The sequence below is a fragment of the Pseudorhodoferax soli genome, assembly GCF_003337555.1.
Lineage (GTDB): Bacteria > Pseudomonadota > Gammaproteobacteria > Burkholderiales > Burkholderiaceae_C > Pseudorhodoferax > Pseudorhodoferax soli.
Genome location: NZ_QPJK01000011.1, coordinates 58,286 through 79,361, shown reverse-complemented (window position 1 = coordinate 79,361; position 21,076 = coordinate 58,286). Strand labels below are relative to the sequence as shown.

At 63.5% G+C, this 21,076-nt stretch carries 20 protein-coding genes; 9 read left to right on the top strand and 11 right to left on the bottom strand.

Features of this window, described 5'->3' with window-relative positions:
- Nucleotides 1–11 precede the first annotated feature (11 nt).
- Together DES41_RS30980 and DES41_RS30975 are read right to left on the bottom strand one after the other, a co-directional pair.
- Nucleotides 12–551 (bottom strand): LeuD/DmdB family oxidoreductase small subunit, encoded by a 540-nt coding sequence (locus DES41_RS30980; protein ID WP_114471487.1) that lies wholly within the window; start codon nt 549–551, stop codon nt 12–14.
- Nucleotides 548–1,846 carry a 3-isopropylmalate dehydratase large subunit gene (locus DES41_RS30975; protein ID WP_114471644.1) on the bottom strand — a complete coding sequence of 433 codons (1,299 nt, stop codon included), beginning with the start codon at nt 1,844–1,846 and terminating at the stop codon, nt 548–550. Before DES41_RS30975 ends, DES41_RS30980 begins: the two co-directional genes overlap by 4 nt.
- A 112-nt stretch (nt 1,847–1,958) precedes the next feature.
- On the opposite strand from DES41_RS30975, the gene DES41_RS30970 reads away from it, so the two are divergent.
- Nucleotides 1,959–2,816: an IclR family transcriptional regulator gene (locus DES41_RS30970; RefSeq protein ID WP_114471486.1), complete on the top strand. Its 858-nt coding sequence runs from the start codon at nt 1,959–1,961 to the stop codon at nt 2,814–2,816.
- A 60-nt stretch (nt 2,817–2,876) separates the two neighbouring features.
- Complete coding sequence (locus DES41_RS30965) at nt 2,877–3,698, top strand: hypothetical protein (protein ID WP_114471485.1); 822 nt, start codon at nt 2,877–2,879, stop codon at nt 3,696–3,698.
- 222 nt (nt 3,699–3,920) lie between these two features.
- On the opposite strand, the gene DES41_RS30960 is transcribed toward DES41_RS30965, so the two are convergent.
- The 5 genes from DES41_RS30960 to DES41_RS30940 all read right to left on the bottom strand — a co-directional run bounded on the left by DES41_RS30960 (nt 3,921) and on the right by DES41_RS30940 (nt 10,358).
- The gene (locus DES41_RS30960; RefSeq protein WP_114471484.1) at nt 3,921–4,853 is read right to left on the bottom strand and encodes a lysylphosphatidylglycerol synthase transmembrane domain-containing protein; all 933 of its coding nucleotides are present in this window, start codon (nt 4,851–4,853) and stop codon (nt 3,921–3,923) included.
- A 329-nt stretch (nt 4,854–5,182) separates the two neighbouring features.
- Nucleotides 5,183–6,559, bottom strand: coding sequence for a sensor histidine kinase (locus DES41_RS30955; protein WP_170168336.1), 1,377 nt, complete (start codon nt 6,557–6,559; stop codon nt 5,183–5,185).
- Nucleotides 6,560–6,629: 70 nt separating this feature from the next.
- Nucleotides 6,630–7,226, bottom strand: a complete 597-nt coding sequence (locus DES41_RS38070) for a hypothetical protein (protein ID WP_147282992.1) — start codon at nt 7,224–7,226, stop codon at nt 6,630–6,632.
- Complete coding sequence (locus DES41_RS30945) at nt 7,223–8,950, bottom strand: phosphoethanolamine transferase (protein ID WP_114471481.1); 1,728 nt, start codon at nt 8,948–8,950, stop codon at nt 7,223–7,225. Before DES41_RS30945 ends, DES41_RS38070 begins: the two co-directional genes overlap by 4 nt.
- Before the next feature lie 331 nt (nt 8,951–9,281).
- Nucleotides 9,282–10,358 (bottom strand): porin, encoded by a 1,077-nt coding sequence (locus DES41_RS30940; protein WP_114471480.1) that lies wholly within the window; start codon nt 10,356–10,358, stop codon nt 9,282–9,284.
- A gap of 355 nt (nt 10,359–10,713) precedes the next feature.
- On the opposite strand from DES41_RS30940, the gene DES41_RS30935 reads away from it, so the two are divergent.
- The 5 genes from DES41_RS30935 to DES41_RS30915 all read left to right on the top strand — a co-directional run bounded on the left by DES41_RS30935 (nt 10,714) and on the right by DES41_RS30915 (nt 15,134).
- Nucleotides 10,714–12,243, top strand: coding sequence for an SEL1-like repeat protein (locus tag DES41_RS30935; RefSeq protein ID WP_114471479.1), 1,530 nt, complete (start codon nt 10,714–10,716; stop codon nt 12,241–12,243).
- A 48-nt stretch (nt 12,244–12,291) separates the two neighbouring features.
- Complete coding sequence (locus DES41_RS30930; RefSeq protein ID WP_114471478.1) at nt 12,292–12,966, top strand: winged helix-turn-helix domain-containing protein; 675 nt, start codon at nt 12,292–12,294, stop codon at nt 12,964–12,966.
- Between the two features lie 100 nt (nt 12,967–13,066).
- Nucleotides 13,067–13,837 (top strand): outer envelope protein, encoded by a 771-nt coding sequence (locus DES41_RS30925; protein ID WP_114471643.1) that lies wholly within the window; start codon nt 13,067–13,069, stop codon nt 13,835–13,837.
- Between the two features lie 205 nt (nt 13,838–14,042).
- Nucleotides 14,043–14,504 carry a flagellar basal body rod protein FlgB gene (gene flgB, locus DES41_RS30920; RefSeq protein ID WP_114471477.1) on the top strand — a complete coding sequence of 154 codons (462 nt, stop codon included), beginning with the start codon at nt 14,043–14,045 and terminating at the stop codon, nt 14,502–14,504.
- A gap of 27 nt (nt 14,505–14,531) precedes the next feature.
- Complete coding sequence (locus tag DES41_RS30915) at nt 14,532–15,134, top strand: cation efflux transmembrane domain-containing protein (RefSeq protein ID WP_114471476.1); 603 nt, start codon at nt 14,532–14,534, stop codon at nt 15,132–15,134.
- Between the two features lie 96 nt (nt 15,135–15,230).
- Here DES41_RS30915 and DES41_RS30910 read toward each other — a convergent pair whose 3' ends face one another.
- From DES41_RS30910 to DES41_RS30895, 4 genes are all read right to left on the bottom strand, one after another.
- Nucleotides 15,231–16,022 carry a transporter gene (locus DES41_RS30910; RefSeq protein WP_114471475.1) on the bottom strand — a complete coding sequence of 264 codons (792 nt, stop codon included), beginning with the start codon at nt 16,020–16,022 and terminating at the stop codon, nt 15,231–15,233.
- A 610-nt stretch (nt 16,023–16,632) separates the two neighbouring features.
- Nucleotides 16,633–17,001, bottom strand: coding sequence for a DUF4148 domain-containing protein (locus tag DES41_RS30905; RefSeq protein WP_114471474.1), 369 nt, complete (start codon nt 16,999–17,001; stop codon nt 16,633–16,635).
- Nucleotides 17,002–17,099: 98 nt separating this feature from the next.
- Nucleotides 17,100–18,437: a heavy metal sensor histidine kinase gene (locus DES41_RS30900; protein ID WP_114471473.1), complete on the bottom strand. Its 1,338-nt coding sequence runs from the start codon at nt 18,435–18,437 to the stop codon at nt 17,100–17,102.
- Complete coding sequence (locus DES41_RS30895; RefSeq protein WP_114471472.1) at nt 18,434–19,111, bottom strand: heavy metal response regulator transcription factor; 678 nt, start codon at nt 19,109–19,111, stop codon at nt 18,434–18,436. Before DES41_RS30895 ends, DES41_RS30900 begins: the two co-directional genes overlap by 4 nt.
- 218 nt (nt 19,112–19,329) lie before the next feature.
- Here DES41_RS30895 and DES41_RS30890 point away from each other — a divergent pair, with 218 nt between their 5' ends.
- Nucleotides 19,330–19,683 (top strand): heavy metal resistance regulator, encoded by a 354-nt coding sequence (locus DES41_RS30890; RefSeq protein WP_114471471.1) that lies wholly within the window; start codon nt 19,330–19,332, stop codon nt 19,681–19,683.
- Between the two features lie 92 nt (nt 19,684–19,775).
- A complete protein-coding gene (locus tag DES41_RS30885) occupies nt 19,776–21,068 on the top strand; it encodes a TolC family protein (RefSeq protein ID WP_114471470.1) in 1,293 nt (430 codons plus the stop codon).
- Nucleotides 21,069–21,076 lie beyond the last annotated feature (8 nt).

Here is a 21,076-nt window from a genome sequence, read left to right as displayed (position 1 = left end):
TGGCGATGGATTCAGGTGGCTGCAGGCGACGCCGCATGCGTGGATTGCGCCATGCGTCGCTTGAGGTACGGGATGAGGCCACCGGCCTCGAGCATCCCGCGCTCTGACGCAGCGAAGGGCTGCAACGCCAGCGTCTTTCCGGAGCGCAAGTTCGTCACCTCGCTGGTGGACCAATCCACCGTCAGCTCGTCGCCGCGCGCCACGGCGGTGCGAATGCCCGGGCAAGTCACAAGCGGAAATCCCATGCTCATCTCGCCGCGGAAGAAACCTGGCGAGAAAGACTCCGCGATCACGGCCGAAATGCCGAGATGCCGCATGGCACGCATGGCCGGGTAGTGGGGGTGGCCGTATCCAAAGTTTTCGCCGCCGATCAGCAAGTCGCCCTTGCTCACGGTGGCGGCGAAATCTGATGCGTAGTCGGACATGGCGAGCGCAGCCAATTCCTTGACATCGGTGATCTTGATGTTTCGCACGCCCACGATCAGGTCGATGTCGTAATCGTCCTCCTCGAAGACCCAGGCCACGCGGCCCTGCAGATTCTGCAAGCTCATGCGTCCACTCCCGCGCCATCGGCCTGGGCTTTCGAGTCCGCCAGGTATGGTCGTGGATCGGCAATGCGCCCTTCCAAGGCAGAGGCAGCCACCACCGCCGCGTTGCATATGTAGATCTCCGAGTCCACGCTGCCCATGCGCCCGGGCGTGTTCAGCGTGCCAGTGGAGACGGCTCGTTGCCCATCGCTCATGGTGGCGATGCGTCCGAAACAGTAGTCGCAACTGGGTGAGCTGATGAACGCTCCTGCTTCCACCAGCGTTTCGATCAAGCCCTCGCGCGCGGCTGCCGCCATGATGGCCTTGGACGTGGGCACCACGTGTAGCTGGAAGCCGGGCTGGATGTGCCGCCCCCGCAGCACTTGCGCCGCTATGCGCAGGTCCTCCAGCCGCCCGCTCGCGCAAGAGCCGAGGTAGCCGGTGTGCACCTCAACGCCTGTGTAGTCGGTGAGGTTGCGTGTGTTGGCAGGGCTCGGCGGAACCACCACGATGGGTTCGAGCGACGATACGTCGATGGTCACGACGCGCTCGTACACCGCGTCAGCATCGGGGTAGACGGGGTCCAGCTCGATCTTTGAGCGACCCTTCACGTACTCCATGGTCTTGGAATCGGGCGCGATCAGCATGGTGGTGGCACCCAGGAACATGGCCTGGCCACACAGCACCTGTCGGCCCTCGATGCTCATGGCATCGATGACGGGGCCACACAGCTCGACCACCTTGAAGCGGCAGGAAGCCGGCCCCATCACGCGCACCATGTGGTGGAACACGTCGCGCGCCATCACGCCGGTCTGCAGCGTTCCCGTCAGTTCCACCTTGATGGTGGCCGGGACGGTCATGGTGATGTTCTCGGTGGCGAAAGCCTCCACCACGCCCTTGCGCGCGCCGAAGGCGAACGTACCGAATGCCCCCAGCTGGCTCACATGGCCGTCAAAGTGCACGGCAAAGGCACCTGGCGTGGCGTAGCCCAACTCGGCCGAGACCTGGTGCCCGATGCCCTCTCGCTCGTACACGGGCACACCCTGCTCCTTGCCCCAGGCGCGCGTGATCTTGTGCAGCTCTTCTTCCTTGGGCGCGGTGGCCGGCACCATGTGATCGATGAAGAGCACAAAGCGCTCGGGGCTGGACACCCTCTCCACGCCGAAGTCCTCGCGCGTCTCCTTGAAGAACACGTCGGTGTAACCGGGAAAGTCGTAGGTGATCACGAAATCCGGCCTGGCCGTGACTTCTTGACCGGGGGACACGCTGGCCTGGCGCGCGGCGCGCGCCAGGATCTTCTCCGTCATCGTTTGGGGCATCTGCATCTCCGTTCAACTTCCACAATGTGGTTGTTGATCCTTTGTCGTTCCGGCCATTACATTGGAAGGTGAAAAGACCTCGTTCAGGTACAACCCGAGTTACTGCCACACTGTGGAAACTAAACGAAAGCCACGCGCGTCCCCCCAAGCGGAAGTAGGACTCGCCGATGGCGGTGTCCGTACGGGCACCCAAAGCATCGAACGCGTCGTCGGCATGCTGCGCGTGGTGGCCTCGCGCGGTCGGCGCGGCATGCGCATCGCCGATGTCGTCGACGTCAGTGGACTGCCGATGTCCACTTGCTTTCGCATGCTTCAGCGCTTGGAGCTGGAAGGGCTGGTGGTCCGCGACGCTTTGACGCGCAAGTACCACCTGGGCCCGCTGCTGTACGAACTGGGCCTGCTGGCACAACCGCGCTACCGCTTGGCCGATCTGTGCGAGCAAGCCATGCAGACCATCGCAGACGAGACGCAGGACACCGTCTACCTCAGCGAGCGACGCGGCGTCGAGTCCATTTGCACCAGCCGCGTGCTCGGCGACTACCCGATCAAAGCGTTGACCCTGGACGTGGGTATCCGCCGCCCCATGGGTGTGGGCGCTGGCGGATTGGCGATCCTGAGCGCACTGCCCGAACTGGAGGTGGCGCAGGTCGTCGAATGCAACGATGCGCGCTATGCCAAGTTCGGAACCTTCGAGCCCGGATTCGTGCACCGGGCGGTGGCCGAGACGCGCGCGCAGGGATACGCGTTCCTGGACAGCGCGGCGACGCCCGGCACGGCAGCGGTCGGCGTCGCTTTCCCGCCAGAGAATCCCACGGCCGCCATCAGCGTGGCCGCCATTTCGAGTCGGCTCGGTCCAGCCCGCCGCGCGCAGGTTGCGAAGGTGATCCAGAAGCAGGTGCGAATCATCTGTGCGCAGCTGTCGTCGGCAGCCACAGCATCGCCCCAGTCCCCCCGACGCGCTCGGGGATGAGGGTGTCGATGTCGCTGTTTCCCATCAGAAAATCAGAGAAGAAGGAAGGGTGACGTCAGCATGCCTCCACGTCCAGTCGTCCACATCCATGTCGATCTTCTAGCGTTGCAGGCCAACTTTTTTCGGCAGTTGCAGCACCAGCTCGACGTCGCCAAAGTCTTGCAAGTTGGATGCGCGCACGTTTCCGAGCAGCAGGTTGCCGATCAACGGGACTTCGGTACGTTCGTCCCAGCGGACGGGGCGCAACTCGCGCACGAGGACGCCAGAGCGCAAGCGCAAGATTGGGTCTTGCGCGGCTTTTTGCGCGACGCGATCGAAGCAACCGGATTGTTCCTCGACGAATGCTTGCAGGTTTGCGAGCTGCTGCCATTGGCAGTCCGAACGGAAGAGAACGAAGCGGAGATCCAGAGGCTGCTGCACGAACTTCCCTTAGCGAATCACCGCCTGCACTTCCCGCAAAAGCTGGACAAGCTGCGCCGGCAGTTCGGTGTTTCCACGCGCTTCGACCCACATTTGCTCAGCATCAACAAGGCCAGAACTTGCGTGGTCCATCGCCTAGGGGTGACCTCGCCCATGGATGTGGATGACAAGGGCGCGTTGACGATCACGTTGCATCACGTGCAATTCGTCCTGCGCGGGCTGGATTCCGGAGAGGAGACAGTGTTCGAACGGGCAGGAATGGTGACCACCGAGCGCTCCTCGCTTGGGCTTCGCTTTGTCGATCGTGAGCGGAGCTTTCAGCTGGGCGAGCGCGTCCGGCTGGAAGCGCGTGACATGTACGACACCATCATCACCCTTTGGCGCTTTGGCTTGGAGATGGCCCAAGCGATCGAACGTCATGGGCGATCGATGGGCATCGAGTTTCCCGTCGAAACTTCCTGAGTGCTCCACGCGGGGCAGCGCAGATCACACCTTGGTTGCGTGGGAGTCCCTTGGCATCTGTTCGGGACGGATCAACGCAGAGTCCGATCTGGGCATGGCTTGGCACGCCGACTTCCTGACCGCTCTTGTCGATGCGGCCGAAAGCGACTGCGTGACCCGGTCCGCCGCTCGGGCCAGATCTTGACCGCCATATCGGGCACAACAGGTCTCAAGCCAACTGCGCTAAGCACTTCCGAATGGCTCCCTGCGCCGATGCATCACGAGAAGCACAAGTCCGACCATGGCTTGCGGCAGCGCCACGATGCCGTAGAGCAGCGCGACGGCGACGGCCGAGGGTGCAGCCACACCGAATGGCGCCAAGCTCACCACGGCCGCGGCTTCCCGCGTTCCCCAGCCACCGAAACTGACGGGAAGCGCAGCCATCAGGAAGATCGGTGCAGCCGTGACGACGTAAACCCAGAACGGCACGTCAAGGCCAAGCGCCTTCCCACCGCATGCCAACGCAGCCACGGAAAGCAACTGAACGATGGCAGAGCCAAGCACCTGGCGGCAGAACTCGGCCGTGATGCCTCGGCGAGTCATCAGGCCGGTGAGCTTGGAGAGCCTACCCTGGTTCGGCAGCCATCGCCCCGCGCAGATGATTGTGATGGGTACCACGAGAAGAAACAGCGCCATGGCCAGAGGCAGCCATCTGCCCTGACCAGCCATGCCCACGTTGACCAAAGCCTCCTGCGCGCCGCTCGTCCATGCCCAAGCTGCGGCACCGGCCGACAACACCCACAGCATCCACAGCCCGCTCAACCGATCCAGCAGCACCGATGCTCCGGCCGGCCAGGTGCCCGCCCCGTCACGACGCAAACCGACCGCACGGTAGAGGTCACCGCCCACCATGGCGCCTGGTAGGAGCGACGAGAGCGCCATGCCTTGCAGGTACAAGCTGAAGACCCGGCTTAGGGCGGCGCGGTGCCCGAGCCAGTGCACCAGCGATCGCCAGCGCCACGCCGACACGAAGTTTGCGGCGACCGAGAACGCGAGCGCAACGGTTATCCACCCAGGGTCAGCGCCGCGGAGCTGGCGCCCCACGCCCTCCAGATCAACGACCCACAGCACGCCAAGCAGTAACGCGGGCGCCAAGACGACGCGTAGCCAGACCATGCTCAAGCCAGCTCGGCGCCGTCGTTCAGGTGGTGCCGTCCGTGGCTCGGTGCCGGGCAAACGGGTGAAAGCGAAAGTCGCTCTTGCGCCTTCGCGCGCAAGAGAGCGGCAGTCGCATCGCAAGCGCGATGGACGTGCAACGGCGAGGCTTCGACTTCGTCGAGGACTGGAACGACGACAGGGACCTGAGGAAGCGATGGCCGCGCGTGATCTGGATGAGCAGATGCGGCGACCGAAGCAATGCTGGGAAACATGAGTTTGGAAGTCAACCTTGGCCTCTTGACGGTCTGACAGCATTCATGGGGAACATCGCGCCGCCCCAGCGAGCTTTAGGTGATCTCGGCAGGAAGCTGCGCCATGGCCTGAGTCAGCCGGCTCAATGTGATCGTGTACGACCGCCATCCAAAGGCGTCCGGGCCGCTTGGCATGAAGTGACCATCGTGCGCCTGGGCCACCCGCTCCGCGATGCGGTGCCCGACGCCCAACCCCATGAGGTCGATCCCCGATGAAGCGACCGTTCTGCGTGATGCGCCGTTGTCGCGGACTTGAACCATGGGCGGCTGTTCCGAGACGTGGACCTCGACCGCCGTTCCGAATGGTGTGTGTCCCAAAGCGTTGGTCACGAGGTTGGCAATGGCCAGGTCCAGCAGGACCGCATGACCGCGAACGAGGCAGCGCTGTGGGGCCACCAATGTCAGCGAATGCTGCGATCGACTTGCAGCGGACGCGTGTCGGCCAACGACATCGCGGGCAAGAGAGGCCAGGTCCACCACGTCTTCGGCGGGCTTCCACGGCTGCTCGAATCCCCTCGCCAAGCTCACGAGCGCGGCAACCGTTTCGCTGGCCCGTTTGGCGTCCCTGTCGAGCTGCGCAATCGCCGCTTCGCGATCGACTGGCTCAAGATCACCCTTGAGTGCACTTGCATGAAGCTGCAGCGATGTGAGTGGCGTGCGAAGCTCATGGGCCAGGGTGTCGGCCAGCTGACGCTCGCGCTCGATCGTTGCGAGATGACGCGCAGACATCGACTTGACGGCCGCGACGATCGGTTGAAGCTCTCGCTGCCCAGGAAACCGTGCAGCGACGGTTGCGCGCCCCTCCAGCGCGCGCACGCCTTCTCCCAAACCACGCAGCGGGCGAAGCACACGGCGAACTGCCAACGCAATGGCTAAACCAAGCGCCGGGAGAAGCCAGAGCGCGGGCAACACCGTTCCGAGGACGATGTCACGAGCAAGATCGTCCCTCTCGTCCAGGTTCACGAGAACGGACAAGGTTTGCCCACTTCCATCCTGCCGTTCGCGCGAAAACACCCGCCAAACACCGCTGTCGGATCCCAGGTCCATCGTGGAGAAACCATCGACCACGTTGCGCGATCCCACCGATGCCGGCCCGGCACGCCATACCGGCTTTCCAGTCTCGTTGTGCACGATGACGCTCAGCGTTCGCTCGAAATGCCCGTGCGCTGAGCCTTGCATGGACGGGAGCGAAGAAGCAGCATCTTGCATCGGCCACCCTCCGAGGGCCATCAGTGCGCCGGAACTTGCGAGATGGCTGTCGAGTAACTCGTCCGCTTCGTGCAGGCCCGTCCGATACGCCGCAGCGGAGAAGACTGCAAAAGCAGCAGCGATCAAGCCAAACGTCCAGAGAATCAGTTCCCGCTCCAGTGAAGGCTTGCGCGAGCGGGAGGTCCCTTGGAACGCCCTCGTCATGACGCTTTGGATCCCACGGAATCTCGCGGCGGTCGGGGAGACGCTGGCACGTCGCGCACATCGCCGCGCTTCATGGCACCAGCACATCGGCAACAAGCCGCGTTCGCTGGAGACTGTCACGGGTGGCCTGCTCGGTGGAGTTCAACCATTCGTACTGCACGGCCCAAGCGAAGCCTGCACCGCGCAGCCGCACGAACTTCACCTCGCCCGCGTGACCCTCGATCTGCGCCACGCCTTGCTGGTCCTCGAACTGGAACGCGAGCGTGTGCGCGCCCGGCTTGAACCGCAAGCGAGCCATGGTGTCGGGCAACGTGCGGATGCTGGCGGTGCCGTCGGCTGTGACGTTGACCACGTCTTGGCCGTCTGCGATGTTTTGCCTGACGACGTAGACCGTCAGCAACGTGGGGTGCGGCTGCAGCGCCTTGGCCAGCGCATCTTCTTGCAAACTAGGCACGCCCTCGGTGACGCACGGACCCTTGATGTAGTGCTCCAGCTTGCTCCGATAGCAAAAGGAACCCTCGGGGTCGCGCGCGACCGGAGGCTTTGTCGCGCATCCCGCCAGCACGAACGGAAGTGCAACGAGAAACAGCTTGCGGCGCGTTGGCTGCGGCCCTGCGCCCGCAGACGCCGAAGGCGGCTGCGCTGGATACGCTTTGCGAATGCTCATGGCTTTCCCCCTTTTGCATTGGCAGCGATGACCGATCCGGTTCGGCATGGCGCGAAGACATCGAGATCGTCGCGGTACGTCGATGCTCGCGTCGAAGTCAAACCCAAGACCGAGTGGTAGAGGTTGTCGTGCGACAGTTGATCCCTGCGCGACGCCAGGCAGCCGGCGTCGATCTGCAGTCGGTCCCGCGTGGCTTGTGGCAACCACGCCATGAACGGGACTTCCTTCTGAACCGTCGGCGCGAAGTCGTAGGGCATCCCATGCAGAAACATGCCCTTCTCGCCCAGCGACTCGCCGTGGTCGGACACGAAGACCATCGACGAGTCGAGCCGATTGGCCTGGCTCTGCAATGCGTCGATGGTCTTGTCCAGGATGTAGTCGGAGTACGAGACGGCGTTGTCGTAGGCGTTCACCACTTGCTCCGGGCCGCACCGGTCAAGGGCGTTATCGCGGCATGAAGGGCCATAGCGCTCGAACTCGGGCGGGTAGCGCAGGTAGTACGCAGGGCCATGCTGACCCTTCATGTGCATCACCACCACGGTATCGCGCTGCACGCTCTCCAGTCGCTTCTTCAAAGCGTCGATGAGGACGTTGTCCTGGCAACCGCCTGGGCCGCACGCCCCTGCCGGCAAGGTTGCAGGGACATCCACGACCTGGACTCGGTCGCAGACGCCTTTGCACCCCGAGTTGTTGCTCAGCCACCAGACGTCCATGCCGGCCCGTTGCAAAACATCCAGGAGGCTCTCGCGCCGGAAGGCCATGCCGTCCTCGTAGCCACCCCTTCCCACGTCGAGGAACATGCAAGGCAGCGACACCGCAGTGGCCGTCCCGCACGACCCGGTGCGCCCGAAGTTCACGAGGCTCTTACGCCCCGCCAGCAGCGGTGTCGTCTCGCGCTCGTAGCCATTCACGGACAGGTTCGCAGCGCGCATCGTCTCACCCACCACCAACACAAGGACCATGGGGCGCTGGGTGGCGGGGTCGCTCGCGACACGCGTTGCGCCGAGCGAGACCTGCTCGATCTCCCGCTTGGGCTTGAGCTTGACCTTTGCATAGCCTTGGACGGCTGAGAGGTAGTTGGTCGGCACGAACTGCAGTCGAAGGTCACGGTGAGCGCGGAACAGCGAGATGTAAGACCCGCTTTGAAACACCAAGATCGCCCCCACCACCAAGATCAGGCCGGCGAGCGTGACCACTTTCTCCGTCAGCGTTCCGACCACCCCTTGAGGCGCGCGTGGCCACATCGCGATGACCAAGGCTGGCACCACGCCAAGGCCAAGGATCCACAACACCATGCCTGCACTGAGTAGCTCACGAGCTTCGGCCGGATCGGTTTCCATGACGTTGGCGACCATGCCACGGTCGAACGCGATGCCATAGCGGTGCATGAAGAAGGCAACCGCGGCGGACAGCACCATCACGATGCACAGCACCGGCTTTGCTGCGCGGCCCCAAGTCAGCAACTCAAGCACGGTCCACACCCAAACGAGGGCGAACACAGGCAAGGTGATCAAGAACCCTGCACGCGAAGCGTGCCAGCCGCCGACCGACTCCCACAGCGCCGACCAGAAAGGCTGATTCAGCAGGGCCAGAAGCCAAAGCGCTGCGAACAGGTTAAGGACTGCACCTCGTACCACGGGGAGCCGAGACCCCGTTCGCGACCGAAAAATGTTCACGCGTCGCCCCAGGAACCGGAATCGGCAAAGACCGCCTGACGAGAGCATCGCGCGATAGCGCTGCAGGGGGACGGGGTACGAGTGCCTTTGGCAGACGCAGAGAGTCCGGGCAAATCGGCGCTCGCCGATTGCCTCGCTGAAGTGAGCATGACGGTGTTTCCTCAGTCCCTCAAAGGGATAGGAAATTCTTGAAAGCCAACCCGTTGCGTTGCTGGCGGCGAGATGACAATTTCTTCATCTTCCCGTCATCGAGAAAGTCGCGAAGTCACGTCCTGGCGAGACGACGCACGCACAAAAGGCTGGCCACCGTGAGATGACCAGCCTTCGAATCCAGCCCTTCAAGCCACGCTAGAAGGTCTGGAGTGCGATACCACCTGGATCAGAAGCTGTGCTTCAGACCGACTTCTGCGCCGGTCGAGTTGCCCGACCAGCCGCCCGGCGTGGGCGCGCCGCCAGCGATGGAGAAGTTGGCTGCGCCGTCGTTGCTCACGCGGGCGACCGTGCCGTACAGCGACGTGCGCTTGGACAGGTTGTGCACGTAGCCGATGGCGATCTTGCTGGCGTCGCTGTCGTTGTAGGCGGCGGGACCCTTGCGTGCATTGGTGCGCACGTAGGACGCGCGGATCAGGTGGTTGCCCACGGGAACGTTGACGCCGATCAGCCAGCGGTCTTCGGAACCGGCCGTCTGAGCCGATGCCGTCGTCGCGCCGTACGTGCCGAACGGCAGGTCATCGCGGTAGACGCTTGCGACGAGTTGTGCCACGCCGAAGTTGTACGAACCCGCGACACCCAGTTGCTTGAACTTGCCCAGCGTGCCGGCAGCGGTGGCCACGTTCGTGACGCCGTAGGAAACCGAAGCGCTGACCGGACCGTTCTCGTAGGACAGGCGGCCCGACATGTGGCGACCCGTGTTGTTGGCGGCTTGCTCGTCCGGAGCAAACATGAACTCGGCTTGCACGCCGCCGAAGTTCGGCGTGAAGTAGCCCACCGCGTTGTCATGGCGGTAGTAGTTCGACAGACCGCGGGCCGTGGTGCTGGTGACGTTCTGGCCGCCGATGCCGATCACACCGAACGGGTCGTACTTGAACGAATGAACCGACGAAGGCGCGAAGTCGCGACCCAGGCGGAACTCACCCCAGTTGCCCATCAGGCTGACCGTGGAGCGGCGCTGGAACATCTTGCCGGTGGAGCTGAAGGTACCGGTGTCGGCGTTGACGTCGGACTCGAGCCAGAAGCCAGCCTTCAGGCCGCCACCCAGATCTTCGACGCCGCGGAAGCCCAGGCGACCGGAGGACAGACCGCTGTTGCTCATGCCGTAGTTGCTGGCCAGGCCGCTGTTCTTCACGTAGCGGAGGTTGGCATCCACAACGCCGAAGAGCGTCACGGAGGACTGAGCGTAAGCGCCGCCGGCGGTGGCCGCTGCGAGCGCGATAGCCAGTACGCGATTGGATTTCATGGGAGGTCCTTGACTTCGAAGTTGATTACGTTTGATCCGATGCCGTCGTTTGACATCGAGGCAAATCCTAGGACTGAGGACACCCTCGATTCGCGCGTGATAACGAATGGAAGGGCCAACGCAAGTCAAAAGTTAAGAAGCTTCATGATTAGCGTTTCTTGAATCCAACAAGCGAAGGAATGACCCTCCCTTGCTCCCGATAACTCAACTTGAAGCTGTCTCGTACCTATCAAAAATGTCATCGCTCTGACGAGGATTTGCAGGTCTTGCGTTTCGAAAATGTGCGCCACGGCGTCGCGCTACACAGGACGACGCTTCCCTTACGTGATCGGCGGACTCCGCCCGGAAGGATCGAATGCGGCGCCAGGATATTCAGCTCAGATTGCTTGCGAAACAAGGCGATGCCGACGCTCGCTTGAAGTTGGGCGAGTCGTACCTCGCCGGCACCTCGGGCTTCGTGCGCAACGTTCCCGTGGGCTTGTCCTATCTGCAAGCCGCGAAGCAGCAGGCCAGCCGCGCCGCCGCCGATTGCGTGGTGCAGCATCTGCAGCTGCAGGAGATCCTTGAGTTCGATCAGCTGGACATGCTGGAGATCGCAGCAGAGCACAGCGATGCTGCGCGGCTGAAGCTTGCGGCGTGGAAGCTGGTAGACGGCGACCGAGATGCCGCTCAGGCACTGGCCGAACGCTGCCACAACGGCACGCAGCAAGCCGTTCTTCTCAGCAAGGATCAGCGTGCTTCAAGCGTCGCCGATGTGCTCCAGGCGATCGGCGCGTTGCAACCAATGAGCGTGCCTGACGTGGTGTTGAGAGCAGCAGGCGCCGCGCTGGAGCGAGGCCAACTTGATCGCACGGTGCAAATCCTCGGTGGTCTGAGCGAACCCTACGACAGCCTCCCCCAACCCGTGCTGCAGTTGGTGGTGGAGGTCGTGCGCTACGCCGAGCAACACGCACTTCCCCTAACCAGTCTTTCCATCGGACTCGTCGAGACAGCACTGGACCGGGTTGCCAACGCGGGAGATGTCTACGCATGCCACGCGCTGGGCCGCGCCTTGGCTGGCATTCGCTGCGGGGATCTTCCCGCGGAGCGCCTGGCTGCCGCGCCTCAGCTGCGCAAAGCTGCCGCGCTGTTGCTGCGCGCTGCAGACGGAGGAACTCCGGCCGCTTGGCTGCACCTCTACCGCATCTGCTCCGACTATCGGGGCTCGGTCGCGAACCCGCTGATGGCCCGCTTCTGCCTGGAGAAGGCCGCGCAGCATGGCATCTCCGAAGCCGAGCGTCGCCTCGGTGCGCTTGAACTGCGCGAGGCCACCGAGATCGACGCGATGGAGAAGGCGCTCGCGTCGCTGTTCAAGGCTTCGCGCAAAGGGGATGCCATCGCGAAGCTGATGCTGAAGTCGCTGGTGCTGCCCGTGCAAGGCAACGCCGCGCAGGCCGAAGAAGGCATTCTGGAAGTCCAACGATCGTCCCCCGTGTTGGCCATGCGCCTTCGCTTGGCCCGCCATTTCGGGCTGACCAAGCTGGAAGCGCTGTCGGTCAACCCGGCGAGCGGTAGACGCACGTGGGGCCTCGTCGTGGACAAGAACCCGTTCGTCATGAAGATGCGGCTGTCCGAGCCGCGCGCCGTACCCGCCGTCTCTGACATCGCGTTGGAGTGGCTTGACCGCTCTGCCGCCATGTTCGGAACGACTGGCGGCGAGCACGGCGTCACCGAAGCGCCGCTGCGTGCCCGGGCACTGCAACAGCGACGGTTGTTCGAGCGTCTGCAGCTGGACGACGACCTCTTCTTCGCGTCGGCGACGTCGCAGGAGCGCGACGCGATTCGCGTTGGAACGAAATGGGCCCAGAAGCAACGGCAGACCTTGCAGATGGCGCTTGCCGACTGACGGCGTGGTGAACGACATGAACCTGAGAGCCGGGACCCTGCTGAATCGATGAGAGTTTTGATCGTGGATGACCAGCGCCCTTTCGCCGAGTACCTTGGCCAAGGGTTGGTTCAGAGTGGCTTTAGCGTGGAGATTGCTTCGGACGGCGTGCAGGGACGCGATCTTGCATTGGGTCGGGACTACTGCCTCGTGGTTCTGGATCTGCGCCTTCCTGGAATGGACGGGTATTCGGTGCTCAAGGCGATTCGACAGGTCAAGAACATGCCTGTGATCGTGGTGAGCGGCTTGGACAGCCTGGACGAGAAGGTGTCGTGCCTGGAGAACGGCGCAGACGACTATCTCGTGAAGCCCATCGCCATGTCCGAGTTCATCGCCCGCGTCGGGTTGCACGTGCGCAGGGCATGTTCGCCGGAGGGGAGTGGCGCGCGCCTTCAGATTGCCGACCTGGTGCTCGATCTCGCGCGCAAGCGTGCTGAGCGATCGGGCCAGCGACTGGACTTGAGCCGCAAGGAGTTCTCTCTGCTGATGGTGCTGCTGGAGCGGCCCGGGGACATCATCTCGCGCGCGACGATCTCTGAGCGCGTCTGGAACATGCAGTTCGATGCGACCACGAACGTCATCGACGTGGCCATCCGACGGTTGCGCCGAAAGCTCGACGATCCGTTCGACCACAAGCTGCTGCACACCGTCCGAGGTCTTGGGTACGTGCTAGAGCAACGATGAGGCAACCACTGGCACGCGCATTGCGCGTGCCGTGCCTCCATAACTGAGGAGATCGCAAGTGAAAAGCATCGTTTCGGTGGTTCTGACGGGGGCAGCCGCAATGGCCGGCTCTGTGGGTGCGCATGCAGCGGAGTGGAGCGACACATCCATCGGCGTTCGCTATGGGACGAAGTTTGCGGAGCCCTACAACGGACGCGACATCGAAAAGACGATCGTCAACCTGACCCACACCAGTGGCTACAAGTACGGCACGAACTTTTTCAATGCCGACTTCCTGATGTCCGACGGAAACGACAGCAACGCGCAGGAGGCCTACCTGGTCTATCGCCACACGCTCGACCTGGGGAAGGTATCTGGCCGGTCGATGGCGTTCGGTCCCGTTCGTTCGGTGGGCGCAACCGCCGGGTTCGACGTCAACACCAAGAACGATCCCGGCTACGGGTCACGCAAGCGCATGCTGGTGGTCGGACCCACGTTCTCGATGGACGTTCCTGGCTTCCTGAACGTGGGCGTCTACGCGCTGTGGGAAAGCAACCGCCCACGAACGATCGACAAGCGCTACTCCTACGACGTGCACCCCATGCTTAACCTTGCGTGGGGCATCCCCCTTGGAGGCAGCGGCCTGTCGTTCGAAGGCTATTTGAACTGGATCGCTTCCAAGGGCCGCAACGAGTTCGGTGGCCCGACGTCGGCAGAGACGAACCTGGATGCAGCCATCTGGTACGACATGTCGCCGCACATCGGCGCAGGCCCCAAGACGTTCCGCCTCGGTGTGGGCTACCAGTACTGGCGCAACAAGTTCGGCAACCCCAAGACGGTTCCGGGATCGCTGGCGAAGACGCCGATGCTGCGCGCCGACTTCCACTTCTGACCCGAACGACCGGCGACCCATGACCACCGCGTATCGGGAGGGAATTGCGATGCGAAGCCATTCCTGGAGGATCGGCACGCGCTTGCGCCAAGCACTGTCGACGGCTGCCTATCTGACGGCAGTCCTCGTGACTGTCTTTTTCCTGCTCCCCGATTGACCGCGATCGCGGCCTCCCGACACGTCATCCCTCTTGGAGCGACCCACCATGCAGACCTCCAACAAGTTCCTCCCGATCGGTTCACTCGCGGACCGTCTGGGTGCATCGGAAGACTGGCGCGGCGACTCGCTGCTGCTGCGCGGACGCCGCCAGGCGCTTCTGGCGGGCAATATCGCGAACGCGGACACCCCGCGATACCAGGCCAAAGATCTCAACTTCGCAGACGCTATGGGGCAGGCGCTGAACTCGACCATCGCGCCAAAGATGGAAGCTAGCTCCGACCGGCACTTCACGTCCGAGTCGGTCGCCAGGCCGAAGAGCACGTTGGAGCTGGCCGGCTACACCGATCCATCACAGCCCAGCCTGGACAACAACACGGTCGATCTGGACCGCGAGCGTGCAGGCATCGCCAAGAACTCCATCCTCTACCAGCTGGCCATGATGGTGTACGAAGACGAACTCAAGGAGTTCAAAGACGCTGCAGGTGATCCGATGAAGGCGCCCCGTTGAGCACACTGCCTGACCCCGTTCTTGAGCATGGCTGGCCTGAGCAGCGCGAACGACGACATTTTTGAGGTTTCTGCCTCCGAACGGCGCAGCGCACTTCTGCAGGTCTTCGTTCTGAACGCCGGTCTTGCTGCCGTGCTCGCTGTGGGAGGGCTTCTCGCGGACTCGAGCGCGCTGCTCGCCAACGCGATGTGCAGCTGCGCCCATGCCATGTCGTTGCAGTTGCGCCAACTCGCGGCCTCACGCAGCCTGCGATGGGGGAGCGTGGCCGCAGCGATCAACGGCGTGATCGTGCTTGCGCTTGCGGCAGCTGTGGCCTACGACTCGGGCAACCGTCTCGCACAGGGCTCGCAGCCCGTGGCATGGGCAATGGTCGGTTTGTCGGTCTCGGCTCTAGCCATCAACGCATGGTGCGTGCGCATCTCGCTTTGGTCCCACCACACGCGCTCGAAACAGCGTGCGGCCTGCAAGATGAGCATCGCTGGTGTCCTCGCCGGAGCCTTGGTCTTCTTCCTGGGAAACAACATACCGGATCTGGTGCTTGCCCTTCTCATCTGCGTATGGGCTGCCTACGCAGAGCTCAAAGCGCTGCTCGATGCGATCCGGCAGCAAGTCGGCCGTTCTGCTCTGTGAGAGGATGCTCGTGGACTCCGGCCCCGCCCCAGATCCCCGCAAGCGCTAACGGCGCGCGCGCTATGCAGCAGTTCCGGCGCGTAGATGCGCCCTGGGTCAGAACCTCGTGCTGATGCCTGCCGACACGAACCTCCGCGGTGGCGTGCTGCCCCGCACTCCTCGGCCCACGCTGAAGTCCAGCTGAGTGTCGCGAGTGAGCAAGTAGGCGATCCCCGCATCCACGATGAGCGTGGCCCGTCCGCCCCTGGTTTCGGGTGATTGCAGCCCTGCGTCCACGAACAGGTTCAGCGACGACGTCGGGCTGTAGCCAACGGTTGCCGCAAAGGTGCGGGCAAAGAAAGTTCGGCCCTCATCGTCCTCGACGCGTGCGACGCCGAAGTTTGGGTTGAGCGACCAATTAGGCGCAAAATCCCAATCGGCCGCCAGCCGCAGGTCGGCAGTCGTGCGGCGGCTGCGGAAGTTGCCCGATCCCGAAGGTGGCGTGAGCCGGGCAATGACACCAACAGACGGCGACGTGCGGTCCGTCGGATTCGTGATCTGATACTTCCCCCCGAGCGAGACAGGCGCACCGCCTTCTTCGCGCCGACCGTCGCCCCAGCGCTCGAAGACATAGGAATTCGTCTCCAGGCGGAACTCCCAGCGCGGGCCGATGCCGGCGCGCAACAGCAGCGGCGCCATCACCAGCTGATCGGAAAGGCCACCCGTGCGCCGCCACTCCTTCTGCGCGCCCGCCTCGATCTGCAATCGGCCGTGTCCGACCACCTTGCTACCGTCGGCAATGCCCGGGCGGTCGGGATTGATGGGCTCATCGTCCTGCGCCAATGCAACGCTGACGCTGGCCAACGCGATCGCGGCAACAACCACCTGTTTTCGGGTGCTTCGATTCATGAATCGTGCCTGTTTCAGTCGATTGGGGATACGTGGGAATTGTCAGCGGAGATGCGGACAAAAAACTTGGACTACCTGAAAGTAGTTCATGTGTTCCTACGAAGATCGAATCCAAGCAGTCGCGCTCATCACGACTTGGCAAACAAGTCACCGAGACCATTTACCAATGTGGTGACCCGATAGAGAACGCCCTCAAGATCTTGCTTCGGGCGTGGAGCAAACTTGGGGGCTACCGCGTGGTTAGGCGCCAAAGGTACTCAAGTTCCCATCGGTGCAACAGACGCTGGCCATCGAGCATGACCTCGCGAACGGGCGCTGCATTTCGGCAACCACAAGGCGCTCGGCAATCCATCACGCGACCGTCTGCGTGCCTGGATTCAGGAAGGGCATTCTCAGTGGTGATCGCGAGGCGCAGTGCGACCTGACACGTCACCACGACCGCCCGCGCTGCAACGGGCTGCAGTCATCGCCCTGTTGAGCCAACAAGAAAATACACATGCGGTCGCGGAACGACCGGGCGTCTGCGCAAGTGGAACTGCCCGGTGCTCGGGGTCCTTGAGACACCAGGCCGGACCAAGGCAGCCGGTCCGGCCGATCGCCGCAGACGCACTTACAGCTCGCCACCCGTTCGGACGCCCGAGCGCACCGCCTCAACGGCTTCAGCGTGGACCTCAGCGCGGCTGCGCGCCGAGCCTGTCGAATGCACGTAGCCGAGGTCGGCGCCCTCCCCCGTCTGCACAGCACCGCTGGCCGCCAGTTCGCGAAGCACTTCAGCGCGCGTGACCGTGCTCTTCGACGCGCCGACGGTGTTGACGTAGCCGACCTCGCCAGATGGCGGCAGAGTGCCTTCCGCGCGGGCCTTGAAGTACTCGGCGCGAACCTGTTCGCGGGTGAGCGGGGCATCGTTCGCCGCCTGAGCTTGCGCGCCAAAGGCGAGCAGGCCAGCGAAGGTCAGGAGGGCGATGCGGGTGCGGGACATGAAAATTTCCTTTCTTGCGTTGTCTGCGCAACGTCTGCGCAGGACTGCAGTGTCGGAAACCAAGCCTCGCGTTTGCGGTCAACCAAATGACGTTTTCGTCAGGAGTCCGCCGTGGCCAGCCACAGACCGATGCGCGTGCGACCCGCGCGGGATTCCGCGAGCGTGCCGCCTTGGTGCATGTGGGCGATGGCACCGACGATCGCCAGGCCCAAGCCGTGGTTCCTGTCGGCATGGGTCCGCGCGGGATCGACGCGAAAGAAGCGATCGAACAGCCGCGGAAGGTGGGCAGGGTCGATCGTTTCGCCTTCGTTCTCGACGGTGATTTCGACGGCCTCTGGACTTCGCCTGTGGATGCGCAGTTCCACGCTCGACCCGCTCTTGGCATGGCGGGTGGCGTTGCTGAGAAGGTTGGACAGCGCACGCTGCAACAGCCCTGCATCGACGGACCCCGAAGCATCGCCCTTGAGACGCAGCGAGACGTTGGCCTCCTGCATCGCCGCTTCGTGAAAATCGACCACGTCGCTCGCCATCTGGGCGAGGCTCGCGACGGGCTCACGACGTGCACCGATGCCCCGATGCGCCCGAGACAGGAACAGCATGTCCGCGACGATGCGTGCCAGCCGGTCCAGCTCCTCCAGGTTCGAGCCCAGCACGTCCTGCAGTTCGGCTAAGCTGCGCGCCTTGCGCAGCGCCAGTTCGCTGCTGCTGATGAGCACCGTCAATGGCGTGTTCAATTCGTGCGCGACGTCCGCGTTGAAGGCCTCCATCTGCGTGTACGCCGCTGCAAGCCGATCCAGCAGCGCGTTGATTTGTGCGATCAAGGGCTGAAGTTCGGCAGGCTGTGCAGACCCGTCGAGCCGCCTTTCCAGCGTGTCGGCCGTCACGCGTTGGGTCTGCTCAACCAGCTGGTGCAACGGCAGCAGGTTCCAACGAACCAGGAAGAACGCGCCCGTGGACACCATCGCTGAGCCACCGACCGCGGCGAGGAACAGCATCCAGGCAACCCTTCGCAACAACGCAGCGTCGGCCCCTGTGTCCAACTGCAGGGACATGCGCAGCGGACCTGGCATGCCCTCGATGGCCATGTCCACCTCATGCGCATGCGCGCCAGTCGTGCTGGCTTCCGGTGGCAGCGCGTGTTCGAAGATGAGGTTCTTCCGACCGTCCTCCAGCCGGATGCCAAGGTCCGCGTGGCCGGCGAGCATGGCGTCAAGAAGATGCGTCAGCTCATCCGGATTGGGCTTTGCAAGGTTCTGGGTCACCTGGTCGCGGACGGCAAGCTCCTTCTGAACCAGGGTTTCGTGCTGCCGCTTGCCCAGTGTCCAGTCCATGGCGAAGTAGAGCGCCCCGCACACCAGGCCCAGACCGACCATGGACTGCACGGCCAACCACAGCGACAGCCTCGCGCCCAGGCTGCGCGTACGATGCAACTTCATCCGCGGAATTCAAGGACGTAGCCCATGCCGCGCACCGTGTGGAGCAACGGCTGATCGAAGGGCAAATCCAACTTACCCCGCAGTCGCCGTACAGCCACTTCGACCACGTTCGTTTCGCTGTCGAAGTTCATGCCCCAGATCTGCGCGGCGATCTCGGTTCGCGACAGCACCGCCCCCTGCCTTCGCAACAGCAGCGTGAGCAAGTTGAACTCTTTGTTGGTCAGCTCCAGACGCTGGCCGGCTCGCGACACGCGACGGCGGATCAGGTCCACCTCCAAATCTGCAAGTTTGAGAACCGTGGTTTCGCCAGATGGCGGCGAGGTGCGTCGCAGCAGCACCTGGATGCGAGCCACCAGCTCCGAGAAGGCGAAGGGTTTGACGAGGTAGTCGTCTGCTCCGGTGCGCAATCCTTTCACGCGATCTTCGACTTCACTGCGGGCAGTGAGCATGAGGACAGGGGTCTGCTGGCTTTGGCGCAAAGCTGCCAACACGGCAAGCCCATCCAGGCCGGGCAGCATGCCGTCCAGGAGGATCAGGTCGTAGCGGTGGAGGGACGCGGCTTCAAGTCCGGTCACACCGTCGTGAGCCATGTCTACCGAGTAGCCTTCTTCTCGCAATCCCTTCTGCAGGTACTGCGCCAGTTTGACCTCGTCTTCGATGATAAGAATCTGCATGGCTAAATTGTGGTGGCGCAGTGGGTTGGTTCCAGATGATATTTTTGTCATCTCGAACGCGGCTGGTTTTATGACAAAAAAGTAATCGCCACGTCGGTCGATGCGGAGGTTCAAATTCCTACACTCCTGCACACTAGGGATACCCCCTAGCGAGCTTTACTTTGTGGTACGGCTCTTGTGACCTACTCTTCAAAGTTTTGGCCCGTCTCGATCGTCCCTTGCTGCGCTTGATCATGCTGACCTTGCTGGTGCTGATGCCGCTGCGCATGGCATGGAGCGCGGCAGCTGGGTACTGCGCGCACGAAGCGGACGTTTCGGTTGCGCACTTCGGTCACCACACGCATGCCCACGTCCATCCCGATGCCTCGGACGGCGGCGGCGAAAGCCACGCGGCCGGCTTGAGCGATCCTGACTGCAGCGCGTGCCACGCCTGGCTGGGCCATCTCCCCGCCTTGCCAACCTCCGCGTTGGCCTCGACTCCCGCAGGATACCAATCCTCTGCGCTTCAGGTGGCGCTGCCATCTCAGCTTTTACCGGACATCGACCGCCCGAAATGGCGCGGCGCCGCGTAAGCCGGCGCCGTCTCTTTCAATAAGGCCTGCCGCCCTGGCAGGTTGGCGGACGCGCCGGATTCCCTTTTTCGTTTGTTCGACTGGAGAATTCGATGTGCAGGATGTTTGCGCCGTTTGCGTTCGCGTTGACGGCTTTGGTAAGCGCTGCGGCGCTCGCTCAACCGGCGGTTAGCCCCGTCGCCCCCCCAACTCAAGAGGCCCCCCCTGCGGTCGCGGTTGCGTCGCGTTCGATCACGCTGAACGACGCGATCCAGGCCGCGCTGGAGTTCAACCCGACGTTGTCGGCGGCCCGCCGCGAGATCGAAGCGGCCGAAGGCGCATTGACCCAGGCAGGCGTCTACCAGAACCCGACCCTGAACATGGGCGTGGAGGACTTGCGCACGCGCAACCGCACCGTCTCGACGTCGCTGAGCCAACCGATCGAGCTTGGCGGAAAGCGCCAGGCACGAATCACGGCGGCGGAGCGCGCCCTGGACGGTGCACGCGTGCAACGAGAAGGGCGCGAGATCCAGTTGAGGGCCGACGTCACGCAGGCGTTTCTCGCAGCCCTGCTGTCACAAGAACGGGTTCGGTTGGCCGAAGCGTCGCTAGAAATTGCCAAGTCTGGCAGTCTGGCCGCCTCGAGGCGGGTTCAAGCCGGCAAGGTGTCGCCGCTGGAGGAAACGCGCTCGAAGGTCGCTGAAGCCAACGTCCGGCTGGAGCTGGTTCAGGCGCAAGGCGAACTGCGCACGCAGTTGCAGGAGCTGCGTGCGCTCACGACGGCAACCGTCCCCTTCGACGCGCTGAACGGGGATGCGCTGAGCCTCCCCATTCTCCCAACCATCGAAGCGCTGCAGCTTCGCGCCGAGGACTCGGCCACGCTGCGCCAAGCCCGCATCGAAACGCGCAGGCTGTCGGCCCTGGCCGACCTGGAACTGGCCAAGCGGACCCCGGACGTGACCATCAGCGCAGGCTTCCAGCGCGCGCGACAAGATGGTCAAGGCAGCAACACGATCGCCACGCTGGGCGTGTCGATCCCCATCCCCGTGTTCGACACCAATCGCGGCAACATCGTGCAAGCGCTGCGCCTTCGCGACAAATCGGAAGACGATGCGCGCGCGCTCGAGTTGCGCCTGCGGGCCGATCTGTCGATCGCTCGTCAACGTCTGACGATCGCGTCCACGGAAGTGACCGCGGTTCAGGGCGAGATCCTCCCTGCCGCCCAGACCGCCTTCGATGCCGCAGCGCGCGGCTTCGAGTTGGGCAAGTTCCAGTACCTGGACGTCCTCGATGCCCAGCGCACCCTGCTGCAGGCGCGCGCTCAGTACCTTCGTTCACTCGGCGATGCGCACCGTGCGGTGGCCGACGTCGCTCGCGTGCTTGGCACCTCTTCCACACAACCTTGATCTCCGCC